The organism is Streptomyces sp. NPDC093544 (assembly GCF_040683495.1).
In the GTDB taxonomy this organism is placed as follows: domain Bacteria; phylum Actinomycetota; class Actinomycetes; order Streptomycetales; family Streptomycetaceae; genus Streptomyces.
This window is the reverse complement of the sequence record NZ_JBFBEA010000012.1, coordinates 93,307-118,025: the sequence shown is the minus strand read 5'-3', so window position 1 is coordinate 118,025 and position 24,719 is coordinate 93,307. Positions and strand designations below refer to the sequence as shown.

Annotated in this window: 22 protein-coding genes, 1 tRNA gene and 1 pseudogene; 15 read left to right on the top strand and 9 right to left on the bottom strand. The window is 70.7% G+C overall.

Annotation, left to right across the window (positions count from 1 at the left end; translation table 11 throughout):
- Positions 1 to 80 precede the first annotated feature (80 nt).
- Both AB0N66_RS19890 and AB0N66_RS19885 read left to right on the top strand, forming a co-directional pair.
- The gene (locus AB0N66_RS19890; protein WP_365436394.1) at positions 81 to 629 is read left to right on the top strand and encodes a tyrosinase family oxidase copper chaperone; all 549 of its coding nucleotides are present in this window, start codon (positions 81 to 83) and stop codon (positions 627 to 629) included.
- Positions 613 to 1,479 carry a tyrosinase family protein gene (locus AB0N66_RS19885; protein WP_365436391.1) on the top strand — a complete coding sequence of 289 codons (867 nt, stop codon included), beginning with the start codon at positions 613 to 615 and terminating at the stop codon, positions 1,477 to 1,479. The genes AB0N66_RS19890 and AB0N66_RS19885 overlap by 17 nt, the downstream gene beginning before the upstream one ends.
- A 72-nt stretch (positions 1,480 to 1,551) precedes the next feature.
- Here AB0N66_RS19885 and AB0N66_RS19880 read toward each other — a convergent pair whose 3' ends face one another.
- Complete coding sequence (locus AB0N66_RS19880) at positions 1,552 to 1,839, bottom strand: chaplin (RefSeq protein ID WP_365436388.1); 288 nt, start codon at positions 1,837 to 1,839, stop codon at positions 1,552 to 1,554.
- Between the two features lie 185 nt (positions 1,840 to 2,024).
- On the opposite strand from AB0N66_RS19880, the gene AB0N66_RS19875 reads away from it, so the two are divergent.
- Positions 2,025 to 2,567, top strand: coding sequence for a DUF2087 domain-containing protein (locus AB0N66_RS19875; protein WP_365436385.1), 543 nt, complete (start codon positions 2,025 to 2,027; stop codon positions 2,565 to 2,567).
- 25 nt (positions 2,568 to 2,592) lie between these two features.
- Here AB0N66_RS19875 and AB0N66_RS19870 read toward each other — a convergent pair whose 3' ends face one another.
- Entirely contained in the window at positions 2,593 to 3,552 is a 960-nt protein-coding gene (locus AB0N66_RS19870) for a D-2-hydroxyacid dehydrogenase family protein (RefSeq protein ID WP_365436382.1), read from the bottom strand.
- A 128-nt stretch (positions 3,553 to 3,680) separates the two neighbouring features.
- On the opposite strand from AB0N66_RS19870, the gene AB0N66_RS19865 reads away from it, so the two are divergent.
- The gene (locus tag AB0N66_RS19865) at positions 3,681 to 4,262 is read left to right on the top strand and encodes a hypothetical protein (RefSeq protein WP_365436379.1); all 582 of its coding nucleotides are present in this window, start codon (positions 3,681 to 3,683) and stop codon (positions 4,260 to 4,262) included.
- Positions 4,263 to 4,292: 30 nt separating this feature from the next.
- Positions 4,293 to 5,030 (top strand): YcnI family protein, encoded by a 738-nt coding sequence (locus AB0N66_RS19860; protein ID WP_365436376.1) that lies wholly within the window; start codon positions 4,293 to 4,295, stop codon positions 5,028 to 5,030.
- 148 nt (positions 5,031 to 5,178) lie between these two features.
- Here the strand turns inward: AB0N66_RS19860 and AB0N66_RS19855 are convergent, their stop codons facing one another.
- The 4 genes from AB0N66_RS19855 to AB0N66_RS19840 all read right to left on the bottom strand — a co-directional run bounded on the left by AB0N66_RS19855 (position 5,179) and on the right by AB0N66_RS19840 (position 11,210).
- On the bottom strand, positions 5,179 to 6,492 hold the full coding sequence (locus tag AB0N66_RS19855) for a Cys-Gln thioester bond-forming surface protein (protein ID WP_365436373.1): 1,314 nt from the start codon (positions 6,490 to 6,492) through the stop codon (positions 5,179 to 5,181).
- 361 nt (positions 6,493 to 6,853) lie between these two features.
- The gene (locus AB0N66_RS19850; RefSeq protein ID WP_365436370.1) at positions 6,854 to 7,300 is read right to left on the bottom strand and encodes a single-stranded DNA-binding protein; all 447 of its coding nucleotides are present in this window, start codon (positions 7,298 to 7,300) and stop codon (positions 6,854 to 6,856) included.
- Positions 7,301 to 7,557: 257 nt separating this feature from the next.
- A complete protein-coding gene (locus AB0N66_RS19845; RefSeq protein WP_365436367.1) occupies positions 7,558 to 9,597 on the bottom strand; it encodes a YfjP family GTPase in 2,040 nt (679 codons plus the stop codon).
- A 5-nt stretch (positions 9,598 to 9,602) separates the two neighbouring features.
- On the bottom strand, positions 9,603 to 11,210 hold the full coding sequence (locus AB0N66_RS19840) for a dynamin family protein (protein ID WP_365436364.1): 1,608 nt from the start codon (positions 11,208 to 11,210) through the stop codon (positions 9,603 to 9,605).
- Positions 11,211 to 11,521: 311 nt separating this feature from the next.
- On the opposite strand from AB0N66_RS19840, the gene AB0N66_RS19835 reads away from it, so the two are divergent.
- The 3 genes and pseudogenes from AB0N66_RS19835 to AB0N66_RS19825 all read left to right on the top strand — a co-directional run bounded on the left by AB0N66_RS19835 (position 11,522) and on the right by AB0N66_RS19825 (position 13,248).
- Positions 11,522 to 11,594: transfer RNA gene (locus AB0N66_RS19835), tRNA-Arg, on the top strand.
- Positions 11,595 to 11,671: 77 nt separating this feature from the next.
- A pseudogene (locus AB0N66_RS19830) lies at positions 11,672 to 12,136 on the top strand (transcriptional regulator); the annotation flags it as partial.
- Between the two features lie 323 nt (positions 12,137 to 12,459).
- Positions 12,460 to 13,248: a hypothetical protein gene (locus tag AB0N66_RS19825; RefSeq protein WP_365436361.1), complete on the top strand. Its 789-nt coding sequence runs from the start codon at positions 12,460 to 12,462 to the stop codon at positions 13,246 to 13,248.
- A gap of 234 nt (positions 13,249 to 13,482) precedes the next feature.
- On the opposite strand, the gene AB0N66_RS19820 is transcribed toward AB0N66_RS19825, so the two are convergent.
- Positions 13,483 to 14,220, bottom strand: coding sequence for a polysaccharide deacetylase family protein (locus AB0N66_RS19820; RefSeq protein WP_365436358.1), 738 nt, complete (start codon positions 14,218 to 14,220; stop codon positions 13,483 to 13,485).
- On the bottom strand, positions 14,217 to 15,623 hold the full coding sequence (locus AB0N66_RS19815; protein ID WP_365436355.1) for a glycosyltransferase: 1,407 nt from the start codon (positions 15,621 to 15,623) through the stop codon (positions 14,217 to 14,219). The genes AB0N66_RS19820 and AB0N66_RS19815 overlap by 4 nt, the downstream gene beginning before the upstream one ends.
- 166 nt (positions 15,624 to 15,789) lie before the next feature.
- Here AB0N66_RS19815 and AB0N66_RS19810 point away from each other — a divergent pair, with 166 nt between their 5' ends.
- The 6 genes from AB0N66_RS19810 (at position 15,790) to AB0N66_RS19785 (ending at position 22,284) form a co-directional block, all read left to right on the top strand.
- Positions 15,790 to 16,203: a BlaI/MecI/CopY family transcriptional regulator gene (locus tag AB0N66_RS19810; protein WP_365436352.1), complete on the top strand. Its 414-nt coding sequence runs from the start codon at positions 15,790 to 15,792 to the stop codon at positions 16,201 to 16,203.
- Entirely contained in the window at positions 16,166 to 17,203 is a 1,038-nt protein-coding gene (locus tag AB0N66_RS19805) for a M56 family metallopeptidase (RefSeq protein ID WP_365436349.1), read from the top strand. The genes AB0N66_RS19810 and AB0N66_RS19805 overlap by 38 nt, the downstream gene beginning before the upstream one ends.
- An 82-nt stretch (positions 17,204 to 17,285) precedes the next feature.
- Positions 17,286 to 18,167 (top strand): hypothetical protein, encoded by an 882-nt coding sequence (locus tag AB0N66_RS19800; RefSeq protein ID WP_365436346.1) that lies wholly within the window; start codon positions 17,286 to 17,288, stop codon positions 18,165 to 18,167.
- A gap of 436 nt (positions 18,168 to 18,603) precedes the next feature.
- Positions 18,604 to 20,085 carry an MFS transporter gene (locus tag AB0N66_RS19795; RefSeq protein WP_365436344.1) on the top strand — a complete coding sequence of 494 codons (1,482 nt, stop codon included), beginning with the start codon at positions 18,604 to 18,606 and terminating at the stop codon, positions 20,083 to 20,085.
- A gap of 5 nt (positions 20,086 to 20,090) precedes the next feature.
- Complete coding sequence (locus tag AB0N66_RS19790; protein ID WP_365436341.1) at positions 20,091 to 21,533, top strand: aldehyde dehydrogenase family protein; 1,443 nt, start codon at positions 20,091 to 20,093, stop codon at positions 21,531 to 21,533.
- Between the two features lie 115 nt (positions 21,534 to 21,648).
- Positions 21,649 to 22,284: a TetR/AcrR family transcriptional regulator gene (locus AB0N66_RS19785; RefSeq protein WP_365436338.1), complete on the top strand. Its 636-nt coding sequence runs from the start codon at positions 21,649 to 21,651 to the stop codon at positions 22,282 to 22,284.
- Here AB0N66_RS19785 and AB0N66_RS19780 read toward each other — a convergent pair.
- Positions 22,257 to 23,258 (bottom strand): TIGR01777 family oxidoreductase, encoded by a 1,002-nt coding sequence (locus AB0N66_RS19780; protein WP_365436335.1) that lies wholly within the window; start codon positions 23,256 to 23,258, stop codon positions 22,257 to 22,259. The two genes, AB0N66_RS19785 and AB0N66_RS19780, sit on opposite strands and share 28 nt — an antisense overlap.
- A gap of 298 nt (positions 23,259 to 23,556) precedes the next feature.
- On the opposite strand from AB0N66_RS19780, the gene AB0N66_RS19775 reads away from it, so the two are divergent.
- Positions 23,557 to 24,645, top strand: a complete 1,089-nt coding sequence (locus AB0N66_RS19775; protein ID WP_365436332.1) for a substrate-binding domain-containing protein — start codon at positions 23,557 to 23,559, stop codon at positions 24,643 to 24,645.
- The last annotated feature ends 74 nt before the right edge of the window (positions 24,646 to 24,719 follow it).

Sequence of the window (24,719 nt, the reverse complement as noted above, 5' to 3'; positions counted from 1 at the left end):
TCCGACCGACACCGACCGACACCGACCGACACCGACCGCACCGGTCTGATCCGGCTGATCCGTCCGGCGAGGAGAGAACCATGTTCGTCAACAGAGTGCCGAGCAGAGTGTCGAGCGCGGTGTCGGTGAGGGCGGTGGCGCCGGTCGTCCCGGGGAGCGCGGGGCAGGCGGGCCGCCCGGTGGGCTCGCGGCGCGGGACCCGGCGGGACGTTGTGCGCGGCCTGCTCGCGTCGGCCGTCGCCGTGGCGCTGGCCCCGGTCGTCGCTGCCTCCCGGCCCCCGCGCCCTCCGGTGCCCGCCCGACCCGAGGACCTCTCGTTCGACGAGATGTACCGAGGTCGCCACCTTCTCGGTGCGAAGACCGGTGTGGGCGGCCGCGCCGCGTTCGGCGGGGGCGAGTGGCAGATCAGCGTGGACGGCCGGCCGCTGCATCTGATGCGCCGCGCGGACGGCACCTATCTGAGCATGGTGGACCACTACCGGTCGTATCCGACAGCGCTGGCCGCGGCCCGCGCGGCCGTCGACGAACTGGGCCCCTCGGAGCAACTGCGCGGCATGGACGCGGAGGAGAGTGACACCGAGGGGCGTGACGCGGAGGGGGGTGGTCACGAGCATGGTGTACACGCGTAAGGACGTCAGCACGCTGACGCGCGCGGAGCGGCGTCGCTTCGTCGACGCGATGCTGGAGGTCAAACGCAGGGGCGAGTACGACGAGTTCGTGCGCACGCACATCGAGTACTACGTCTCGGACGGCGAGGGCGGACTGCGTACGGCCCACATGGCTCCCTCCTTCTTCCCCTGGCACCGGCAGTTCCTGCTGGACCTGGAAGGGGCGCTGCGCCGCGTGGACTCCGGGGTGAGCGTGCCGTACTGGGACTGGACGCGGGACCGTACGACGTCGTCCGCGCCGTGGACCGCGGACCTGCTCGGAGGCAACGGGCGGCGCTCCGACCGGCAGGTCATGACCGGGCCCTTCGCCTACGCGCACGGCAAGTGGCGGATCAGGGAGGCGGTGACCGACGGCGAGTTCCTCACCCGCGAGTTCGGCCGCCCGCAGGCGCCGATCGAACTGCCCACGAAGCGTGAACTGGACTCCGCTCTGGCAGATCCCGTCTACGACACCGCGCCCTGGAACTCCACGTCCTCCAAGGGGTTCCGTAACCGGCTCGAAGGGTGGGGCTCGGGGTCCGGGCCCGCGGCCTGGCGCAACCACAATCGCGTGCACCGCTGGGTCGGCGGGCACATGCTCGGCGGCGCCTCGGTCAACGACCCCGTCTTCTGGCTGCACCACGCCTTTGTGGACCTTCAGTGGTCCCGCTGGCAGAAGCGGCACCGTGGCGCGCGCTATCTGCCGGAGCGGCCGCCGGGGCCGGGTGACGAGCAGAACGGACGGATCGTCGCCCGGCATGAGGAGCTGCCGCCGTGGGGTGTGACGCCGGACGAGCTGGAGGACCACAGCCGGATCTATCGGTACGCGTGAGCATCTGTCGGTAGGTGTGAGAAGGCCCGCGGCAGTGATCACTGCCGCGGGCCTTCTCGTACGTGCGTCGGGTCAGCTGCCGTAGCCGCTGGGGCCGTGGTGGCCGCCCTTGTCGTGGCCGCCGTTGTTCACGCAGGTGTTGCCGAAGGCCGGGTTCAGCAGACCGATGACGCTGACGGTGTTCCCGCACACGTTGACCGGCACGTTGATCGGGAGCTGGACGACGTTGCCCGACAGGACGCCGGGCGAGCCGACGGCCTCGCCCTGAGCACCGGCGTCCGCCATGGCCAGACCGGCCCCGCTGAGCACCACGGCACCCGTGCCGAATGCGACACCGGCTACCTTCGCGATGCGAGACATCACGTTCTCCTTTGATTCGGTGAGTGCGACCGCTCGACCGCGACCGCACTCACCCTTCAACGCGCGCACTCACCACTGGTCACGGCTGGTCGCGGCCTTCATCGGGCGATCGCTCCTGGGCACGCGGTGGACGCGGGTGGAAAACCGCTTCGGCTCGCGGTGTGCCCTCGCATAGCCTGCCGGGCATGCCAACCGACCAACTGATCGGCCTGTTCGCCGAAGAGACCCGGGCCCGCGCCTTCGCCGCGGTGGCCCTCGGCGCGGACACCCCCGCGAAGGTGATGGAGAAGGCAGGGCTCTCCCCGAAGGACGCGACCGTGGCGCTGCGACGCCTCCAGGACCAGGGAGCGATCGCGGCGGGCGGCGACGGGGGACTGAGCGTCGCCTACGACCGCTTCAGGGAACTCGCCCGCTCCGCGCGGGTGCCGTCCGCCGAGAACCACGGTTCCGGGGACGAGCAAACGGAGGCGGTCCTGCGGACCTTCGTGCGCGACAGGCGTCTGGTGCGGCTGCCCTCCCAATGGCAGCGCAAGCTTGTCGTTCTCCGGCACATCGCCGAACGGACCTTCGAGCCCGGCGTCGAGTATCCGGAGCGGACCGTCAACGAGAAACTGCGCGCCTGGTGCGAGGACGCGCCGGTCGACCATGTGACGCTGCGGCGGTACCTGGTGGACCTGCGTCATCTGCGGCGGCAGGACGGGCTCTACTGGCGGCCCGTGGGGGTGTGAGGCGGCACGGTTCCGGGGGCGCTGCTCAGCTGAGGCGGCGTACCGGTGAGCCCGCCAGGAACGCCTGGATGTCCTCGACCGCCCCGCTGTAGTACGCCTCGTAGTTGGCGCGCGACACATAGCCGAGGTGCGGGGTGGCGAGCAGGCGCGCGGCCGAGCGCATCGGATGGCCGGCGGGGAGCGGCTCGACGTCGAACACGTCGACGCCCGCTCCGGCGATCCGGCCCTCGTGCAGGGCGGCGAGCAGTGCGTCCTGGTCGACGATCGCCGCGCGTGAAGTGTTGACGAGGTAGGCGGTCGGCTTGAGGAGGGCCAGTTCGGCGGCGCCGATCAGGCCGTGGGTGCGGCCGCTGAGCGCGAGGTGGACGGAGACGAAGTCGCTGTTCGTGAGCAACTCCTCCTTGGAGGAGGCCAGCTCCACACCGATCTCGTCGGCGCGCTCCTTGGTGAGATTCTGGCTCCACGCGCCGACCCGCATACCGAACGCGAGGCCCACCTGCGCCACCCTGCCGCCGATCTTCCCGAGCCCGAGCAGACCGAGCCGGCGGCCGTACAGATCGGCGCCGAGGGTGCTCTGCCAGGGGCCGCCCGTACGCAGTGCCTCGTTCTCGGTGACGAGCCCCCGCGCGAGGCCGAGCAACAGTGCCCAGGTCAGCTCGACCGGGGGAGTGGAGGAACTCGGGGTGCCGCACACGGTCACGCCGTGCGCCTCGGCGGCCGCGTAGTCGATCACCGTGTTGCGCATCCCGGAGGCGATCAGCAGCTTCAGGCGGGGCAGCCGGGCCAGCAGCGACGCGGGGAAGGGCACCCGCTCGCGCAAGGTGACGACGATGTCGAAGTCCGTCAGCGCGGCGGCCAGCGCGTCCTCGTCCGCGAAGTGCCGGGCGAAACCGACGACCTCGACCTCGTCCGCGACCGGTGACCAGTCGGCGACCTCGGTCGCGGCGTCCTGATAGTCGTCCAGCACGGCACAGCGAAGTCGCATGTCAGGTCCCTTCCAGGGCTCAATCGGACCCTACCCGAGCGACGGAAGGGCGCCAGGGCGGGGCCCCAGGAGGCGGCTCCTCCGGAAGCCGCGACGGCCGCTCGCCCGCCATGGCAGTCTGGGCACCCATGAGAGCGTCCCTGGCAGTACGGAGCCTGCGCGCGGCGGTGTTCGCCGTGCTGTGCGTCCTGCTGGCCGCCGGGGGGCACGGGCTGGCGACGGGGGAGGCGCCGCCCCTCTGGGCGGACGGTGCCGGGGTCCTCGCTCTCTTCGCGGCGGGCTGTCTGCTGAGCGGCCGGGAGCGGTCGCTCGTCGGGATCGGCGGCGGGATGCTTGCCGCGCAGGCCGGACTGCATCTCGGGTTCGAGGCGGCCCGGCCACGCATGGCGATGAACATGGACGGCGCGCACATGACGCACCAGCACGCCATGACGTCCCACGCCACCGCCGCCCACCTGGCGGCCGCTCTCGTCGCGACCTGGTGGCTGCGGCGTGGCGAGGCCGCGCTGTGGTCCCTGCTGCGCCGGGCGGTGACGCTCGTACCGGGTCTCGCGGCCTGGTGGCGGGTGCGCACGGGGCCGTGCCACGCTCAGGCGCACTGGAACGTCGTATGCCGGAACGCGGCCGAGCCGTGGCCACTTCGGCAGGTGCTGCTGCGGCACGCCGTCTCCCGCCGGGGACCGCCCGCAGGGCTCGTGTACACGCCCTGACCTCATCCCCACCAGTACGGAGCTTCCCTGATGTCCCCGATACGCACCACCCTGCGCCGGGCCGGCCTTGTGGCCGGTCTCACCTCGGCCGCAGTCCTGGCCGCCGCGGGCGCGGCCTTCGCCCATGTGACGGTTCACCCCGAGAGCTATGCCAAGGGCGCCACGGACGGCGTTCTGACCTTCCGTGTCCCCAATGAGGAGGACACCGCCAGCACCACGAAGGTGCAGGTCTTCCTGCCCACCGACCATCCGGTCCTGGGGGTTCTGGTCACTCCGCAGAACGGTTGGACCGCGCAGGTGACGACGACCAAGCTGAAGACCCCGGTCAAGACGGACGACGGCTCGATCACCGAGGCGGTCTCGGAGATCACCTGGACCGGCGGCAGGATCCGCCACGGGGAGTACCAGGACTTCAACGTCGCCTTCGGTCAGCTTCCGGATGACGCCGACCAGTTGGCCTTCAAGACGCTGCAGACCTACTCGGACGGCAATGTCGTCCGGTGGATCGAGGAGGCGGAACAGGGCGGCGAGGAGCCGGAGAACCCGGCACCGGTGCTGACCCTCACGGCCAAGACGGCGGCCGACTCCGGAGAGGCCGCGTCATCGACCTCGGACTCGACCTCGGACTCCACTTCGGCGGCCGAGAGTTCGACATCGAGCAGTGACTCGACCGCTCGCGGCCTGGGCATCGCCGGTCTGGTCGTGGGTGTCCTCGGCCTGCTCGCGGCCGGATTCGCCCTCGTGCGCGCCCGCGCCGCCCGCTCCTAGCCCGCTGATGGCTGCCGCCCCGCCGGTCTCAACTCCCGTCGGCGGGGCGGCAGCCCACCCCTGCTCCACCTAGGCCGACCGCCAGTAGGCCACCGCCGCGGACCGGACGGCGGTCACTCACTGTTGAGTTGCCAAGGTGCTGTGTCGCTCAGTGCTGCTCCGGTGCGTTCTTCTTGTTGACGAAGATCAGCGCCGCGCCGCCGATCACGACGAGGGCGATGGCTATGCCCCCGATGATCGGGGTGGCGCTGGAGCTGCCGGTCTCCGCGAGGTCGGTGCCGTCGCTGAAGGTACCGGCCGATGTGGCCGGGCTCGGCTCACTGACCGTCTGGGTCGTGACGTCGCTCGCGCTGCCCTGTGTCTCGCAGTCGAGCATGCCGGTGAACCGCTTCTCGAAGCCGTTCTCGCCTGTGGCCGTGAAGTCGTACGACCGGTCCTCCTGGAGCGTCACCGTCACCGTCCGGGACTCGCCCGCCGGGATGGTGTGCTTGATCCCCACCAGCTCGAAGGTGAACGCCTCGTCGCCCTGGTTGGCCGCCGTGATGTCCACGCCGCCCCTGGCGCAGTTCTTCTCGGCGGACAGCGCGGGTATCGCGCCCTCCTTGGCCCAGTTGGCGGTCGCCGTCGCGGAGACCGTCGACTCGCTGGAGCCGGCGAGTATCTGGGTCTGACTGCGGGTCTCCGAGGCGAAGGCGCGCCCGACGGGCACGGTCGTCGACGCCTGCACGGTCAGCGAGGCCGAACCGTCCGTGCTGTCCTTCGGCACGTCGAAGTAGAGCCGGCTGCCATCGGCCGCGGAGGTGATCACCTTGCCGTCCGCGTCCACGATCCGCACTCCGCTGGTGGCGGCGTCCGCTGGTGGCGTCACCGTCACACTGTCCGCGTTGGTGTGCACCGTGACCGGGCCGAGCTTCTCGCCGGCGTGGCCGGAGACCGCCGACGAGTCGAGGGTCAGCGAGGCCGCGGGCTCCGCCAGGTTCTGCGCGTTCTTCTCCAGGTAGTCCGCGAGCTTCTCCGCCTGCGGGTTCACCGCGTCCACGTCGGCGCTGTCCGAGTACCGCCAGATGGCCACCTGGGTGCCGGCCGCCGCGTCCTGCTCGGTGAGACCGCTCGCCCCGGCCTGCTCGGCCAGCGCCGCGAGGTTGTTCACCTGCGGATAGGAGTTCTGCAGGATCCAGCGGATCTTGCCCGCTTCCGCGTTGCCGTTCAGCGAGGTGCCGCTCCAGGAGGTCTCCTGGTACTTGGCGTCCTTCTGTGTCGGGTTGTGGAGGTCGATGCAGTAGGTCTGCAGAGTGCCGCCGTTGTCGACGGACATCTCGAACAGGCCCGCGGACACCTGTAGGTCCTCGCCGTTGTCGTGTATCACGGCGGACCCGTAGGTCTTCAGGCCGCCTATGGTGGCCGTCGCACCACCCTGGTTCTGCGGCGTCTCGTCGGCGACGGCCGTACCTGCGGTGGCCATCGCCCCCGCGGCGACAAGCCCTGACACCAACCCCGCGGCGGCGAGGCGAGCGGCCCCTCGCCTGCACGCGGACAACGCAGAGAACGAAAAAAACACAGAATCCCCTTCGAGCAGGACCCGTTGACATGGGGGGACGGTCCCGCCAGCAGAATGAGAAGCCCAGTGATCCATGAGCTATGTCCGGCATCCTAAGGACGCGGCGCACCACACTCCCCAGTGATGTCATCCGATAACCGATCCGACTCGGAATCGTTATCGCTGAACACGCCTGTGAGCTGCGCTTATCGACAAATCCATGGAGTTGCTGTGAATGTACTTGTCGATAAGCCGCAGTTCGGTCAGGTCGTCTCCGACCCTGACATCACGTCACTCCGGCCGGTTCGGGCTGAGCTCCTGGCTCCGATTCCCAACTGGGTTCCGGCGGAGGGGTAGGACTCGATCCCGTGTCGCCCTTGGACGGACGTCGGTAGGCCGACGTACCGCGTGAAAGGTCGTGGCCGATCGCCACCGCGTCGATGTCGGCCGACGTCCAACTCTGGCCGTCGCGTTGCTCGGTGCGCACCTTCAACCTGCCCTGCACGATGACGGGATCGCCCACCGACAGCGATGCCCCCACATTCGTGGCGAGCGCTCGATTGGCCCACACCGTGAAGAAGTTGGTGTGCCCGTCCGTCCACGCGCTCTTCTCGCGGTCCCAGTACCGAGCCGTCACCGCCAGCCGGAACCTCGCCGATGCCCCGTTGGCCAAGTCCCGGTACACAGGTGGCGTTGCCACGTTGCCCACTGCGCACACCGTCGTCTCGTTCATCCCCGAACCCCTCTCCCGTACGAATGCGCCTGATGCGTTCGACGCGTCTGTCGCGTCTGTCGCGGCGACCGCATGCGCTGCGATCGCCGCGAGTTCAGACTGCCTTCGCCGGGCCGGGCCCGCTGAGCGCTGTGTCCTACCGGCCGGTTGTGGACAACCGCGTCACCCGGCGGGGTGATGCTGCATCGAGCGAACGCGGTTTTGCCGTGTGCAACGGACGCGGTTGTGCTGTGTCGAGCGGACGCGGTCGTGCCGTGTCAGCCGACAGGCGCTGCCGCCCCAATGACCCGTACGTACTGCTCCCGAACCTCCCGGTACCGCAGCAGTTCCGCTGCCACCGGATCGAGCACGCGTGCCCTTCCGCACCCGGCGGCGGCCTCCCGCAGTCGCCGTTCCGCTTCGAGCCCGTAGCGCCGGGCGGGGCCGCGCGCCGCCATCCTGCTGCTCCACTCGACGGCGGGACCGCCGATGATGCCTGTCACCATCAGCAGCACCGGCACCCCGAGATTCGGTGAGGTGATGCCGATGATCTGCCCCAGCAGCCACAGTCCGCCGATGACTTGGAGGATCGTCATCGAGGCCTGCGCCAACACGGCGGCCGGCCACCAGCCGGGCCGCGGCGGCCGGCCCACCGGCGCTGTGGCGCGCGCCGCCATCTCGTCCAGCGCCTCGGGCAGCCCCTGCGCCCCGCGCGCGGCGGCCTCGCGTACCGCCTGCGCCCAGGGAGCGGGCAGTCCGTACGCCGCCCGGTCCGCCACCGTACGTACGGCCTGCTCGACGCGCTGGCGTGCGGTGGCCTCCTCGTCCTCGGGCGCCCGTACGGCCAGCCGCCCGGTCGGGGGCTCGCGCCGGTCCTCGTACCAGCGCCACAGCCGCAGCCAGGGCGTGCCACACGCGCGGTTGGCGTTGCGGCGCCACGCGCGCTCGGCCGCGTCGCCGGCCGCGACAGCGCCCACCGAGTCCGCGAGCCGGGCCGCGAACTCGTCGCGCGCCTCCTCGCTGAGGCCGGCCCGCCGCCCGGTCGCGTAGACCGGGCGCAGCCGCGCCGCCGCGGCGTCCACGTCGGCCGAGATCCGGCGTGCGGCGGCGCCGCGCTCGCCCACGAACTGGCCGAGCGACTCGCGCAGTTCGCCGACGCCGTCCCCGGTGAGCGCCGACAGCGCGAGCACGGTCGCGCCCGGTTCGCCGTACTCGCCGAGCGCGATCCCGTCCTCGTCGAGGAGCCGCCGCAGGTCGTCGAGGACCTGGTCGGCGGCCTCACCGGGCAGCCGGTCCACCTGATTGAGGACTACGAACATGACCTCCGCGTGCCCCGCCATGGGCCGCAGATAGCGCTCATGGATGATCGCGTCCGCGTACTTCTCCGGGTCCACGACCCAGATGACCGCGTCGACGAGCGCCAGGATGCGGTCCACCTGTTCGCGGTGCTGGACCGCCGCGGAGTCGTGGTCCGGCAGATCGACCAGGACGAGGCCGCGCAGTTGCGCCTCCGCCTCTGCGCTCTGCAACGGGCGTCTGCGCAGCCGTCCGGGGATGCCGAGCCGGTCGATGAGCGTCGCCGCGCCGTCGCTCCAGCTGCACGCGATGGGTGCCGCGGTCGTCGGCCTGCGCACACCGGTCTCCGAAATGGCCACCCCGGCGAGCGCGTTGAAGAGCTGCGACTTGCCGCTCCCGGTGGCCCCGGCGATCGCGACGACGGTGTGCTGCCCGGAGAGCCTGCGCCGCGCCGCCGCCTCGTCGAGGACCCGGCCCGCCTCGGCGAGCGTCCGGCTGTCGAGCCGGGTACGGGACAGTCCCACCAGCTCGCGCAGCGCGTCGAGACGTGAGCGCAGCGCTCCGTCGTACGCGAGGGGGGCCGGCGGGGCCTGTACCGCGGGCTTGGGCTCCACCACCGGCGCCGCCTGTGCGTTGGCCGTCTCGGACACGCGCCGCGCGATCAGCCCGTCGTCCCACACGGGGCCGCCCTCCGCACGTGCGGAGGGGTCGTCGGCCTTCACACGTGTGTGCCCTGCTTCTTGACGCTCCAAGGGTGCGTGCCCCCCTTCCTGACGCTCCACGCGCGCGTGGTCGTCTCCTGAGGGGGCGTTGCTGGGAAACTCCTCCTCGGGGGGCTCGCTGTCGCCGGTGTTCTCTTCGGCTTTGCCCTTGCCCTCGTTCTCCGCCTCTTCCTCGGAACTCGCGTTCCCGGAGAGGTCGTTTTCGGATGTGGCCTCTTCGGAGGAGGTGTTTTCGAGCTGGTCCTCCCCGGGCTGGTCCGGGCGGTCGGCTTGATCCGTGTGGTCAGTGACGGCAGTCACCGCGGTCACCTCTCCTTCTGCAGTACGGACAGCGCGGCGATGAGTTCGGCCTGGGGTTCTGGATGTACGTCGAGTGCGTCGAGCGGGGCGAGCCGGCGCTCGCGTTCGGTGTGCAGGGCCTTGTCGAGGTAGTCGGCGAGCAGCCGTCCGCCACGGTCGCGCAGCCGCAGCGCACTGTGTGCCCCGATCCGCTCGGCGAGCCCCTCGCCCGCGGACCGCGCTCTGCGGCCGCCCAGCAGCGCGGTGGCGACCAGTGCGGCCACCACCTCGGCGTCCTGCGCGACGCTCCTGTCGAGGTCGCGCACCTCCTCCTCGGCGTACTCCTCGAGGATGCGCCGCCACCGTCGTACGGCCATTCCGATCCGGTGCTCGGCGCTCTCCAGCGTCGGATCACGGTCGGTCAGACCTGGAGCGCCCGCGGCCGGTTCGCGACGCCAGGTCTCGTCCACGCGCTCGTCGGCGGCTGTCACGGAGCACAGCAGGAGCGAGCCCAGGCTCTCGATGAGCGCGTCGAGCAGTTCGCCCGCGGTGCAGTCGAGCGGATAGGCGCGCCACCGCTTGAGCGCGTCCCCGGAGAGCACGGCCCCGGCCTGGAGACGCCCCCTCACGCGCGCGTGCTCGCTGTCGTACGCCCCGTCGACGGCCGCGGTGAGCCGCAACGCGGCGGCGTACTGAGCGGCGGCCGCACTGGCCAGCTCGGGCATCCGGGACTTCAGCGAGTCGAGGACCCCGTACGCGGTACGGGCCATCGAGTCATGCCGGGCCGCCGGGTCCTCCACCTGGTGCGTGAGCCACGTACGCAGTGGAGCGACGGCGGTGGCGGGCAACAGACCGCCGCCCCAGGCGGACTCGGGCAGCTCGGGCACGGTGAAGCGCGGCACCTCGCCCAGTCCCGCCTTGGTGAGCAGGGCGCCGTACTGCCGCGAGACCTCGGACACCACCTGATGGGGCACCCGGTCGAGGACGGTGACCAGGGTCGCCTTGTGCTCCTTGGCCGTGCGCAGCAGATGCCACGGGACGGCGTCGGCGTACCGGGCGGCGGTGGTGACCATGACCCAGATGTCGGCCGAGCAGATCAGCTCGGCGGCGAGTACGCGGTTGTCGGCGACCAGGGAGTCGATGTCGGGCGCGTCGAGGAGGGCGAGGCCGCGGGGGAGGGTGTCCGCGGTCTCGATCCGCAGCACCCGTTCTCCGCGCTCGCCGAGCGCGGGCAGGTCGTCGCCGGGCTCGTGATGGGGCACCCACACGCGCGCGAGGTCGGGCAGCACGCGCATCCCGCTGAACCAGTGATGGTCCTCCGGGTGGCACACCAGGACCGGCGTACGAGTCGTCGGCCGCAGCACGCCCGCCTCGCTGACCCGGCGCCCCACAAGGGAGTTGACCAGCGTGGACTTCCCTGCGCCGGTCGAGCCTCCGATGACGGCGAGAAGGGGTGCTTCGGGTTCTCTCAACCGGGGCACCAAATAGTCGTCGAGCTGTGCGAGTAGTTCGTCGCGGTTGGCACGCGCGCGTGGAGCCCCCGCCAGGGGCAGCGGGAAGCGTGCGGCGGCGACACGGTCGCGCAGGGCGGAGAGTGCGTCGAGCAGCTGAGGCCGTACGTCCAAGGTCACCACATGCGAAGAATGCCCAATTTTGGAGCCTTTCTGAAGCATATGAGTATGTCTGCGCGCCGACGGGACACACAGGGGCGGAAGGGACGACTGGGGCGCAGGCATAACGAGTGCACAACACCCGATGCGTGAGACGCCAAAAGCGGTGCACGATTCGTACCCGCCTGCGATTATCAGGACCGCTTCACTGAACCTCCACATCGAGCCACGGAGGCGAAGCGCGAGGGACAGGGAATCAGGAGCCCTATCCTTGTCCCCGGCAAGGTCAGGGATCAGCCCACACCCGGGCACCAGGACACAGGCCGCCACACCCGGCCCCCGTAGCTCAGTGGATAGAGCAGGCGCCTTCTAAGCGCTTGGCCGCAGGTTCGAGTCCTGCCGGGGGCGCCTACAGCATCTGTACGCGCCCGTACCTGCCGTGAGCTGGTACTTTCCGGCACGGTAGCGGTACCGCGGTTGCGTCGTCGCTGCTGCTGGCCAACCCCCTGTACGCGGCGCTGATGGGCGATCCGTCCCCGTGGCGTGGCATCGAGCGCAACGGCGTGTGGCGCAACTTCCTCGGCCCGGGCAGCCGGGTCCGTCACACACCGCATGAACAGCGCGCGTTCGAGACCGCACTCGTCGCCGACCTGCGCGCGACCGTCGGCCGATACCCCGCCGGCCAGCACCTACGATGCCTGGTCGGCCAGTTGCGCACGAACAGTGGCCGGTTCGCCGAACTGTGGGACTCCGGCGCTGTCGGCCGAGACGGGGCTGCGCGCAAGACCGTCGAACATCCGCAGGTGGGCGCCTTGACGCTGGACTGCGACGTGCTCAGCGTGGAAGGCAGCGATCTGCGCATCATGATCTACACGGCCGAACCCGGCACCCAGGACGCCGAGCGTCTGGCCCTTCTGTCCGTAGTGGGGACACAGCCAATGGTCGGATGAGCGCCCTGGCCGGGCCACGGGCAGGCCGCCACCGATCAGGTCCTGTGGCAGGTCGTCCTCCGGGTTGCGCCGCGGGGTTCGCCCCACCACCGGCTACTGAACAGGCTGAGCCGCCCCAGGAATTCGTGAGTCCGGTTCACGACGTGGACACCCCCCCCGATCGCCGCTATCACCGTCCGCACGCCGCTGACCAGCCCATTGGCCACCGTGTTCAGGTTGTGTTCAGGCTCGGGCCAGCCTTGGGCAACTCGGGTACCGGAAGCGCCAAAACTCTGGCAAAGGGGTCTGGGGCAAGCGCTGGGCCCCGTGCCATCGTGCCTGCCATGACGACAGATCACCTCACTCACGACCGGCCCCCGCGTCACGCGCGACACGCGGCGAGCAAGGTGCCGGAGGTGACCGTCTACTTCTGGATCATCAAGGTTCTGACGACCGGCATGGGCGAGACGGCCTCCGACTGGCTGGCCCACCTGTTCGGCCCGGTCCCTGCGGTCGGCCTCGGCGGCATCGCCCTGCTGGCCGCCCTGACGGTGCAGTTCGCCGTCCGACGGTACGTGGCCTGGATCTACTGGACTGCGATCGTCATGGTCAGTGTGTTCGGCACGATGGCCGCCGACGTCCTGCACGTCGGCCTCGGCGTGCCCTACGCGCTCTCGACCCCCTTCTTCATGGCCGCGCTGGCTGCCGTCTTCGCCCTCTGGTACCGCAGCGAGAGCACCCTGTCCATTCACAGCGTCCACACCCGGCGCCGCGAGATCTTCTACTGGGCCGCCGTTCTGGCCACGTTCGCGCTGGGCACCGCCGCGGGCGACCTGACCGCCACGATCGGCTTCGGTTACCTGGGTTCCGCCGTCCTGTACGCCGCAGCGATCTCCGTTCCGGCCGTCGCTCACCGCTGGGGCAGCCTGAACGCGGTCGCCGCCTTCTGGGCGGCGTACGTCATCACCCGCCCGCTCGGTGCCTCCGTCGCGGACTGGATGGCCGTCGGCCATGACCGGGGCGGGCTCGGCCTGGGTCTGGGGCCGGTCACGCTGTCCTGGACGGTGGCCATCCTCGGCTTCGTCGGCTATCTGGCCGTCTCTCGCAAGGACATCGGGAACGATATGCCGTGACGTGCGGTACCCCCGGTGGGGCTGTCCGCCGCCGGGATCCGCGCGTTGCCCGGGCTCGAAGTACCGTGAGGCGAACGGGGGCGGTACGACGGCCCCCAGACGCGGGCCGTCGAAGGTGACCGTCAAGTGGTCTGGTGCGTCCAGGAGTTCTGGTGAGCTGGAGGCGCTGGGTGTACGTCGTCCTCGGCGATGGCGACGACGCGGGGTCGGCGGGGGCTTGTCGGCCTCGATGCGTCAGGCCGGGCGGGGCCATCCGTGGTCGCGCAACCGGCCTACCTCGTAGCCCCGTTGCTCACAGGTGTCGAGAATGCGGGGGAGCGCGCCCAGGGCCGAGCGCCAGGCGCCCGGGGCGGACGTGCAGTCGGAGTCGTGGAGCAGGATGGTGCCGCCGCCGTCCAGGTCGGATGTGACGGTGTGGTGGACGGATGCCGGTGTGGCGCGGGCGGTCCAGTCCTCGCCCCAGCAGGTCCACAGCACGGGGGTGAGACGGAGGCGGTGGGCTGCGAGATGGGCGGCGGTCGACATGACGCCGTACGGGGGCCGGAACAGGGTGGGTTGAAGTCCGGTGATGTCGGTGACGGTGTCGCGGGCGCGGGCGAGGTCGTCGTACGTGGCGCGTGGACCGCGTAGCAGCAGCGGGCGGTGCAGCCAGCCGTGGATGCCGATTTCGTGTCCCGCCGTGGCGATCTCGCGGACCAGGCCGGGCGAGCGTTGCGCCTCGCGGCCCAGCAGGAAGAAGGTCGCTCGGATTCGGCGCGCGTCGAGGAGGCGCAGGAAGTGCGGGGTGGACAGCGGGTCGGGTCCGTCGTCGAAGGTCAGGGCGATGTGGTCCGGGCGGCCCCGGCCTGAGAGGCGGGGCATGGTGCGGTTGCGCAGTGGCCCGAAGGTGGAGAGGGCGGGTGCGCAATGGGCGGCTGCGAGGGCGGGCAGGGCGGCGAGAGCGGCGGTACGGAGCAGCCGTGCGGCGGTCACGAGTGATGGCCCTCGGTGTGGGAGGTGAGGCCCGGGGGCGGGTCCTCCGGGTCGTCCGGGTCGAGACTGTGCCCGATGGCGTGGATCATGCCGGGCCCGTCGTACGCGGTGGCGATCCCCGTGCCGACGGCGCAGGCCCACACCGCGCATGCCACGGCGGCTGTGGCGAGTAGTCGGCGTGCCGCGCGGCGCCGTCGTCGCGCGGTGGGCCGGGCGGGCAGCGGGGGCGGCCCTGTGTGGTGAACGCGCGCTATCTCCGTGGCGGGTCCGCCGTCGGGCTCGGTGGCGAAGAGGGCGAGGCCGACCGTGCGTTGGCTCAGTCCGAGCGAGCCGTCGATCAGGTCGCACAGCACGGACTTGAGGCCGGCCGGGTCACGGATCCAGACGGCCGCACCGGCCTTCTCCAGAGCGGCGGCGTTGGTCAGACCGTGGCCCGGTATGCACCGGTAGCTCGCCACGGGCAGACCGGTGGCGAACGCCTCCAGGGAGCTGAGCCCGCCGGCGTTCTGGACCAGCACGTCGGCGGCGTGCATCAGGGCGGGCATGTCGTCGACCCAGCCATAGGTGTGTTCGATGCCGTCCGCTCGAAGCCGCTCGGCCAGCGTCTCGTTGCGGCCGCAGACGACCACGGGGACGGCGGCGCCGCAGTCGCGCAGTTCCAGGGCGACCTGCCGGACGGGGCCGACCCCCCAGGAGCCGGCCACGAGCAGCGCCAGCGGAGCGTTCTCCGGCAGCCCGAAGCGTGCCCGGGCCGCGTCGCGCTCCTGTGCGCTGCCGGGACGGAACCGCGGGTCCACCACCGGGCCTCCCACCCTGACGTTCCGTGCTCCGGCGGCACGCGCCTGGGCGGCGGGCACGGCGTGTGCGGCGAGGTGGACGTCGACACCGTCGGCCACCCACAGCGGGTGCACGGAGAAGTCGGTGAGATAGGTGAGGACGGGCGCGGCGAGCCGCCCGCGCAGCCGCAGGCTGCCCAGGACACGGCTGGCCCCCGGGTACGTGGAGACGACCGCACCGGTGTCGGGGTGCAGGGCGTCCAGCATGCGCTCTTCGGCGGTTCGCAGCAGGGCTCTGGCCAGCGGCCCGCCACCGCCTGCGCGTTCTGTACTGCGGTAGACCCGCTGGTAGGCCCAGGGGGCCTGGACGAGCATGCGGTGGTAGCCGTCCCGGACGAGCCGCCCCAGGCGGGCCGGCAGCAGGTCCAGGAGGTCGAACCGGTCCACGACGAGGCCGTGGGCCGTGAGTCGGCGGGCCAGTTCGGCGGCGGCGCCGTCGTGGCCGGCGCCGATGCTCGCCGAGACGATCGCGACGCGTTCGACCCGTGCCGTGGCCGGCACCGGACCGGGGTGCGGGGTGGCGGCCGCCAGGGCAAGCGGATGTGCCGGACTTCCGAGGTGGGGCATGGGCTCGTTCCTCCGCAGGTGGAGTGGGCGGCCAGACTCTACAACATGTAGTAGGTAAACTCGTACAAGATGTAGTAGTTCCTGTGGTGGAGATTCCCCCGGCGTCCTACATGCCGTAGTAGGTCTGCCGGTAGGCTGGGGTGCCGAACGGAAAGGCGGGTGAACGATGGGCGACCGGACGAGCGGCGGAAGCGGCGGGGCGACCGGCAGAAGGGCACGCGGAGAGCTGGAGAGCGGTGTCCTCGCCGCCCTGTGGGCCGCGCACGAACCGCTGACCGCACGGCAGGTCTTGGAGCGGCTGACCGGAGATCTCGCCTACACGACGGTGCTGACGATCCTGTCGCGCCTGCACGACAAGGGCATGCTCGTACGGCATCCGGCTGGCCGCGGATACGCCTACGCGCCCGTCCGGGACGAGGCGTCCGACACCGCCGTACGGATGCACGGCCTGCTGGAGCGCGGCTCGGACCGGGAGGCGGTGCTCACCCGCTTCGTCGACGAACTCTCCCAACAGGACGAGCAGTTGCTGCACCGCCTGCTGGGTGAGCAGGACGCCGGACGTAGCGACGACGGGCCGTGAACCGGTGACGATCAGCGTCTACATACCCCTCCTTGTCACCGTGGTTCTCGCGGTGCTCGCCCCCCGGGCGGCCCGGCGGCCGGCACCGCGGCCCGCGGCCTGGTTCCTGGCGTGCGCGGCGCTCGTGACGGCGACCGGCTGGCTCGGCTCACTGGCCCTGCTGGCCTTCACCGGGTTCGCACAGATCCCCGAGGTCGCTGAGCAGGGCCACTGGTCGGTGGCCCTGCTGCGCACGCAGGACCCGGTCTCCCTGGGCGTCGCGGCCGTCAGCGCCCTGGCCTTGACGGCGGGGCTCGTATCGCTGGGGGTGGCTGCCGTACGGCAGGGCCGCCACATGCTGTGGGCCCGGCGGGAATGTCTCCGGGTACCGGGAGACACCGAACTGGCGGTGCTCGACGACGAAGCCCCGCAGGCGTTCGCGCTTCCCGGCGCCCCCGGACGGATCGTGGTGTCCCGGGGGATGCTGCGCTGCCTCGGTGACGCGGAGCGTGAGGCCCTCCTGGCGCACGAACGGGCCCATCTCCGAAGCCGTCACCATCTCTTCCAGGCCGTGTGGAGACTCACCGCGGCCGTCAACCCGCTGCTGCGACCGTTGGCTGGGGCAGGCGGGTTTGTACTGGAGCGCTGGGCTGACGAGGAGGCCGCGGCCCAGGTCGGCAGCCGAACAGTCGTCGCCCGCGCCGTCGGGCGGGCGGCTCTCGCCTCTGTCGGCATGCCACGCCCCGCCGCCCTGGCCGCGACCGGCGGGGCTGTGCCCCAGCGAGTGCAGGCGCTGCTGGCCCCGCCGCCCCCACGCCGTACCCTGCCCTTCGTGGCGGGCGCCCTCCTGCTCACCCTGTGCTGCGCGAGCCTGGCCAACGCCGCGTCGGACAGCGAGGGCCTGGTCGACAGCGCGGAGCGGGCCCAGTGCGCCGCGGACGCTGGGGCGTCGGGCGCGGGGCATCCCATGCCGCGGCCGGACGCCTGCTGCGACCACCGCGGAGCCGACGGAGACGGATAGCGCCGCACGTCGTCGCGTAGTAACGCGACGAGCGGGGACGGGAAGCTGGGCAGCCTGCTCGCCTCTGCCGAGACGCCGAGACTTGTTTACTGCGGAACTCTCGCTGGTTGACGACCGGGCAGCGAGACAGCGGAAAGCTCAACGAGACCAGCTGCAGCGCACTCTCGATGGACTCTCGAGCCGACAAGAGAACATCCTCCGCCAGGCCGAGAACGCAGGCCCCGGTGATCCCTTCACGAAGGGGCTCAGGACGATCTGCAACAGGCTGGAGTCAGAGCGAGCGGCTGCTCTGGCAACCCTCGCGGAGCTGAACGCGGCCGACGCCGCCGAACCCGTCCGGCCGACCGAGGAAGACGCGGACCTGCTTGATGCACTGCCGTACTTGGTGCTCAATCTCGTCCATGCGCCCCAGCAGCTTCTTCGGCGGCTGTTCGAGGTCATACAGCTCACGATCCAGCTGCACTACGACCCGAACGAGGCAACCATCCGCATTACGTTGCCCGCCGACATGTTGCCCGACATCGCCACGACCGCGGAAAGGATGCAAGACGTCATGCCTGCCACGTCGAGGTCAGAGGTCCCAAGGTCCACATCACGTACAGATGCTGGCGGCGCCACCCCGGGGGCGCCACTGACGTCCCGTCGGATCGGCGACGTTTCCGCAGGTCGGACTGTAACCAGCTGGTCATCCAGGCGAATTGGACTGCCTCCCTTCGCCGGTGGTGGCGCCCCGGTGTCCTCGGATGTGCCGTTTGCGGTCGCCGATGCCTTTGAGTCGGTGCCCTTCGCGCCGTTCCGGGCGTGGCAGAAGGGCCATGTGGCCGTCTGGCGACAACCGACCGCCGCGTTGGCCTCGGTGGCGGCTGGTCACTGCGGCCGGTGCCTTCCGTTCGTGCCGTGGCGGAAGTACGCAACGTGCCACCACGAGCGAGTAGCCGCCTCAAAGTTCTTTGGCGGTGGATAGGCAACTCCGGTCGCGCCTCGATGAGAGCCATGCGCGAAACATCCGCGCTCACCGGCCCGACGGGCACCGCACCGACGGCCACCTGTCCGTCGTTGTCGGCGTTGCCCATCCCTGCCGCTCTTCCGGGGCCCAGTGGCGGCCCGGCGGTCGCTCCCCTCATGCTGCCCGACGCCCCGGAGGGGTCGATCCCGGCCTGCCGCGCGACGCCCCGATCCGGATGGTGTTCGCCGGTATGAGATTCCTCGATGCCTTCCGAAAGACCTACTCGGACATGGTGACCGACACAGTGTTGGACACTGTGTCCAAAGCGCGCTACGGTCGTATTCGGGTGATCTCGTAGGGCTTCGCCGGAGGAGCCCAGTCAGAGGCTCGCTCGCACGATCTCGACCCACAGCGTTCCCGCCTGGGCCAACCGGATTCGAGGAGGTGCTTTGTCGTGCAGCTACGGGCACACCAGCCCTCCGAACAGTGCACCGGCCCGTTCGTGGCGGCGCTGGCCTTCGCAGGGTTCGTCGCGGCCATCACCCAGACTGTCGCCGTCCCGCTCATACCCAAGTGGCCGAGCCTGCTGCACACATCGGCTCTCTCGGCGTCATGGGTGGTTACGGCGGCTCTGCTGGCCGGCGCCATCGTCAATCCGATCGCCGGACGACTGGCCGACATGTACGGCAAGCGGCTCGTCATCCTGGGGAGTCTGGTGCTGCTCGCCATCGGCTCCCTGATCTGTGCCGTGAGCGAATCGGTGGTACCGGCCGTGATCGGCCGCGCCGTACAGGGCGCCTCGCTGGGGATCATCCCTGTCGGCATCAGCCTCTTCCGGGACCGGTTGCCCGCCCATAAGAGGGGGGTCGCGACGGCGGTGATGAGCTCCATGCTGGGGACCGGTGCCGCCCTCGGTCAGCCGTTCTCCGCCGCGGTGGTGGCCCACTTCGACTGGCACCTGCTGTTCTGGTTCACCGCCGTGCTGGCCGTGGCCGCCCTGCTCTGCGTCGTCGTCGCCGTCCCGGCGGATTCATCCGCGGCCCGGACGGGCTCCTTCGACGGGGTCGGAGCGCTCGGACTCACGGTCGGCCTGGTCTGCCTCCTGCTGCCGATCTCCAAAGGCGAGGAATGGGGGTGGACGGCAACTCGCACCCTGGGGCTGTTCGCCGCCTCCGTGGTCGTGCTGGCGGCATGGGCGGTCTGGGAGCGCAGGTCGCCGGCTCCGCTGATCGACGTGCGGACCTCGATTCACCGCACCGTACTCATCGTCAACGGGGCGGCCGTACTGCTCGGGTTCGCCACCTACGCGATGACCCTGACCATCACTCAACTGCTCCAGTCACCCAGTGCCGACGACGGCCTCGGTCAGTCGGCGCTGACCGCCTCACTGCTCATCGCACCCTCGGGTCTTGTGATGCTGGCCATGTCACCGGTGGCCGCCCGGGTGCTGGCCCGGCGCGGGGCGAAGGCGTGCCTCGCGGCGGGCAGCGCCTTCATGGCGGGCGGCTGGATCCTGGGGCTGGCATCCATGCGAAGCCTCTGGATGCTGGCGATCACAGGCTGTGTGATCGGGATCGGCGTGGCCCTGGCCTATGCGGCGATGCCCATGCTGATCGCGACGGCGGTGCCCGCCGGGCAGACGGCGGCGGCGAACGGACTGAACACGCTGACGAGGTCCATCGGCACTTCTTCGTGCAGCGCCGTCGTCGCCGCCATCCTGGCCGGCGCCGCCAGTTCCCAGGGCATCCCGACCTTGGGCGCGTTCCGTATCGCCTTCCTCTGCGCGACAGCCGCAGCCCTGCTGGCGCTGTGCGCCACCACCTTGCTGCCATCCGCCCAGCGGGAACTGGGCCACGCCGACGGAGATCCCGCCGGGCGCCGTGTCCCAGAGATCCGGCCACCAGGCCGGAATCACTACAAGAAATCTAAGAGGTAGAAGAAATGGAACCGTTCACCCTCACTTCCCCGGCCGTGATGACGATCGGAGGAGCCGCCGTCGACACCGCCACCTCGCTCGATGTCATCAACCCGGCGACCGGCAGGCCCTTCGCATCGGTGCCCGCCGGCGACCGTACTCACGTCGACGCCGCCTTCGAGGCAGCCACCCGCGCCTTCCAGACATGGCGTGAGGACGAGGAGTACCGCCGGCAGTCGCTGCGTGCCATGGCCGATGTGGTCCAGGACGCTGCCGGCGAACTCACCCAAGTGCTCACCGCCGAGCAGGGCAAGCCGCTGAGCGAATCCCAGCGCGAGTTCGCCGGAACCGCTGGGTGGCTGCGCTACTACGCCGACCTTGAGGTGCCGCCGGAAGTCCTCAGGGACGACAGCGAGGCGCGCGTCGAGGTCGTCCGCAGGCCGCTGGGCGCCGTGGCCGCCATCGCGCCGTTCAACTTCCCCATCATGATCGGCTTCGCGAAGGTCGCCACGGCTTTCCGGGCCGGCAGCACCGTGGTCCTCAAGCCCTCGCCGTACACCCCGCTCGCCACGCTCAGGCTCGGCGAGCTGCTGGGTCAGGTCCTGCCGGCAGGGGTGCTCAACGTGCTCAGCGGCGGTGACGAGATCGGGCCGATGATGACCACCCACCCCCTGGCGCGGGCGGTGAGCTTCACCGGCTCGACCGCGACGGGCAGGAAGATCGCGGCAGCGGCCGGGGACGATCTCAAGCGCCTGACTCTGGAACTGGGCGGCAACGACCCGGTGATCGTGCTCGACGATGTCGACGTCGACGCGGTCGTCGAACAGCTCTTCCCCCGGGCGTTCAACAACAACGGCCAGGCGTGCGTGGCTCCCAAACGGATCTACGTCGCCCGGGAGATCCGCTCCGCGCTGGTCGACGCGTTCGCCGACCGGGCGCGGGCGGTGAAGGTGGGCGACGGCTTCCTCCCCGAGACCGTACTGGGGCCGCTGAACAACGCCCCGCAACGGGACCGGGTGGCCACGCTGGTGACCGAGGCCGTGGCCCACGGCGCGAAGGTGGTCACCGGCGGCACGGTGATCGACGGCCCTGGGTACTTCTACGAGCCGACCATCCTGACCGATGTCTCCGACGGGGTCCGGATCGTCGACGAGGAACAGTTCGGCCCCGCGCTGCCGATCGTCGAGTACACGGACATCGAGGACGCACTGCGGCGCGCCAACTCCGGCATGTTCGGTCTCGGCGGCTCTGTCTGGAGCGCGGACACCGACCGGGCCGCGGCTGTCGCGCAACGCCTTGAGACGGGCATGAGCTGGGTCAACACCCACACAGCCATCTCCCCGGCGATGCCCTTCGGCGGTGCCAAGTGGAGCGGCCTGGGCAGCGAGGGTGGCCCGCGCGGCCTGGACGGCTACAGCGACTTCCAGGTGATCTACCGTTCGAAGAAAGTGCCGGGTTCTCGCGTGTGAGCCCTCGCCCGCAGGAGGCGGCCGGGCGTACCGCTGCTCCCGGGCGGCGCCCGGCGCCGCCGAATCCGGCAGGCATCAGCGAGAATTCCGTACAACTCGTCGGCAGGAGACAGCCATGGCTTCAGTGACTCGCCCGCGCTCGGGCCGGCTCAAACGGCGCGCGGAGATCGAGGCCGCCGTGCTTGCCGCCACCGAGCGGCTACTGGCGGACGGGGCCAGTTTCACCGAACTGGGTGTCCAGCGCATCGCCGCGGAGGCCGGGGTGGCCCGGTCGTCCTTCTACATGTGCTTTCCCGACAAGGTCACCGTTCTGGTGCGGCTCGTCGGGAGCATGAAGGACGAACTCTTCGGCAAGGCCACCGAGTGGCGCCCGACCGGGCCGGACGGCGGTGTCGACGGCCTCGCAGCGGTCTTCGCGAGGCAGCTCGCGTTCTACCGCCTCCGGGCACCCCTCCTTGCCGCCATCAACGAGGTCTCCACCTATGATCCGACGCTGCGCGAGGCCACCGCCCAGGAGATCAACCGGTTCGTACAGCACGCCACCGAAGTGCTGGAAGAGGAGCAAAGAGCCGGAAGGATCCCGGCCGATATCGATCCCGTCGTCTCCGGGAAGGTGCTCACCTGGGGTGGCGCGCAGGTCATCGCCCAGCAGATCGCCATGGGGGACCCGGACGGCGACAGTGTGGTGGCACTAGAGCTGGCAAGGTCACAGTGGTACGGCACCTACCGCCGTGGCGCCGGGCCCGCCTGACCCAGGCGCGGTGGGGCGCTGCCGAGTATTTCGGGTCCGCCGCGGGCGCGGCGGACGAGGTCGGCGGCGGCTCCCGGCCACTTGGGGTGGTCGAAGGTGAAGCCTGCTTCGAGCAGGCGGCCGGGGACGACGCGGCGGCTCTTCAGCAGGAGTTCGGTGTCCGAGCGGAGGGCGAACGCGCCGAGTTCCGCCATCCACTTGGTGGCGGGCAGGCCCACCGGGACGCCCCACGCGGCGCGCAGCGCGCGCATGAAGGCGCGCTGCGGCAGTGGAACGGGAGCGGCGAGGTTCACCGGTCCCGAGATGTCCTCCCGGGTGGCCAGGAACTCGACCGCGCGGACGAAATCGTGGTCGTGGATCCAGGACACGTACTGGGCGCCGCCCGCCACCGGGCCGCCGAGGCCGAGCCGGGCCAGCCTCAGCAGGATGTCGAAGACCCCGCCGCGATCGGGGCTCATCACCATGGCGGCGCGCAGGGCGACCTTGCGGGTGTACGGGGTTTCCGCCCGCTCCTGAGCCTGCTCCCAGGCCTTGGCGATCTCGACGCTGTAGGCCCAGTAGTCCGGGACACCGGGTTCCGTGCCGCCCAGTACGCCCGTCGCCTCGTCGTTGGGTGCGTCGAAGCGGTGGGCGTAGACGGTGGCCGTACTCATCTGCAGCCAGAGGTGCGGAGGGTGTGTCGCGGCTGCGATCGCCTCGCCGACCACCTGGGTGGAGCGCACGCGCGAATCCATCATGGCCCGCAGGTTGGCCGGGGTGTAGCGGCAGCTGACGCTGCGTCCGGCCAGGTTGACGACGATGTCGCTGCCGTCGACCACCTCGGTCCAGGGGCCCGGGTTCTCGCCGTCCCAGTGGATTTCACGGTCGCGCGTCGGCCGTCTGGTCAGGACCACGACTTCATGGCCCGCGGCGGTCAGGGCACGGTTCAGGATGGTTCCTACCTGACCTGTTCCTCCGGGTATGACTACCTTCATCGGGCTCCCCCTTGGCGTACGGCGGCTTGAACGGCCGTTGGGGAGGAGCTTAACCCAGAGAGTTGAACACGTTCAAAAATGTCGGAGTGTGGTCAAAGCCATGGAGGCCGGCGCTCGCGGCTGTCCTCAAGGCGGCCTCGATCCGGACAAGAGTGTCCAGCCGCCTGAGTGACGCTCACGCCCCTACGGTCACCACGAGCACGTGCCATCCGGCACCGCGACGGTCACGCCGACATGACCGATCGTTATCCTTCGGCAAAACGTTCAAACGAACTTGCGGTGGTGGGAGGGGCAGGTCATGAGGGAGTCGTCCGGCGTTCGGCACACGCGGATCCTCGCGGTCGTGCGATCGCGAGGTGAGGTCCGGCTCAGCGAACTCGCCGAGGAGATGGAGGTCTCGGTCATCACGATCCGGCGCGATGTCGAAGCGCTCGCCCGGGAGGGCAAACTCCGTCGCGGACATGGAGTGATCCGGCCGGTGGTGCCGGCGCAGCGGGCCGAGGCGGCCCACGAACCACCGGGCGGGACCGTTGCGATCGTGGTCCCGGAGCGGCACGCGTATCTCTACGAGACGATGAACGGCGCCCGCGAGGTTCTGGAGGCGGCCGGCTTGCGGGTCGCCCTGCACATCGCGCCGCAGGCGCCCGGCACCGAACGGCCGCTCGTCGAGCGGGCGCTGGCCGATGGCGCCAAAGGGCTGCTGATCGCACCGCAGTGGCGCAGCGCGGCCGCCGAGCAGGGCGACGACGGCTGGCTCTCCGCCGTTGCCACGACGGTTCCCGTGGTCCTGATGGAACGGCGGCCCCAGGCGGGCAGCGCGCTGCACGCGGTCGACTCCATCTGCTCCGACCACTGGTACGGCATGCACCTGGCCGTCGACCATCTGGCCGGACTCGGGCACCGGCGCATCCTGTTGGCCTCGCGGGACGACAGCCCCACCGCGCGCGCCTTGCGCGTGGCGTTCGCCGGGATCGCCGCCGCCCGGGGCGACATCGAGGACTGGGACGTGGTGCGCAGCGCGCCGGACGCCACCCCCGACGGCCTGTCCGGCCCGCCGGTGGACCTGGCGGCGCGGCTGCGTGACCGCGGTGCCACCGCCGCCGTACTGCACGGTGACGTGGATGCGCTGGTGCTGGTGCAGCAGTTGGCGGACGCCGGACTGAAGGTGCCGCAGGACTGTTCGGTGGTGGCGTACGACGACGTGGTGGCGGCGCTCGGCAGCACACCGCTGACCGCTGTGGCACCCCCCAAGGCGGAGGTGGGCCGGGCGGCGGCCGAACTGCTGCTGCGGCGGTTCACCCACGGGCAGGCTCCTGGCGTGGCGCGGGGGTATCGCGTGGAGCTGCTGCCGGAGTTGAAGGTCCGGGGGTCTGCGCAGCCCCTTTGATTGTTTGACCGCTTTAACTTGTTTCTGATCGATATATTGACCTCACTCGATCATCCGGTCAGGATTCCCGTGTC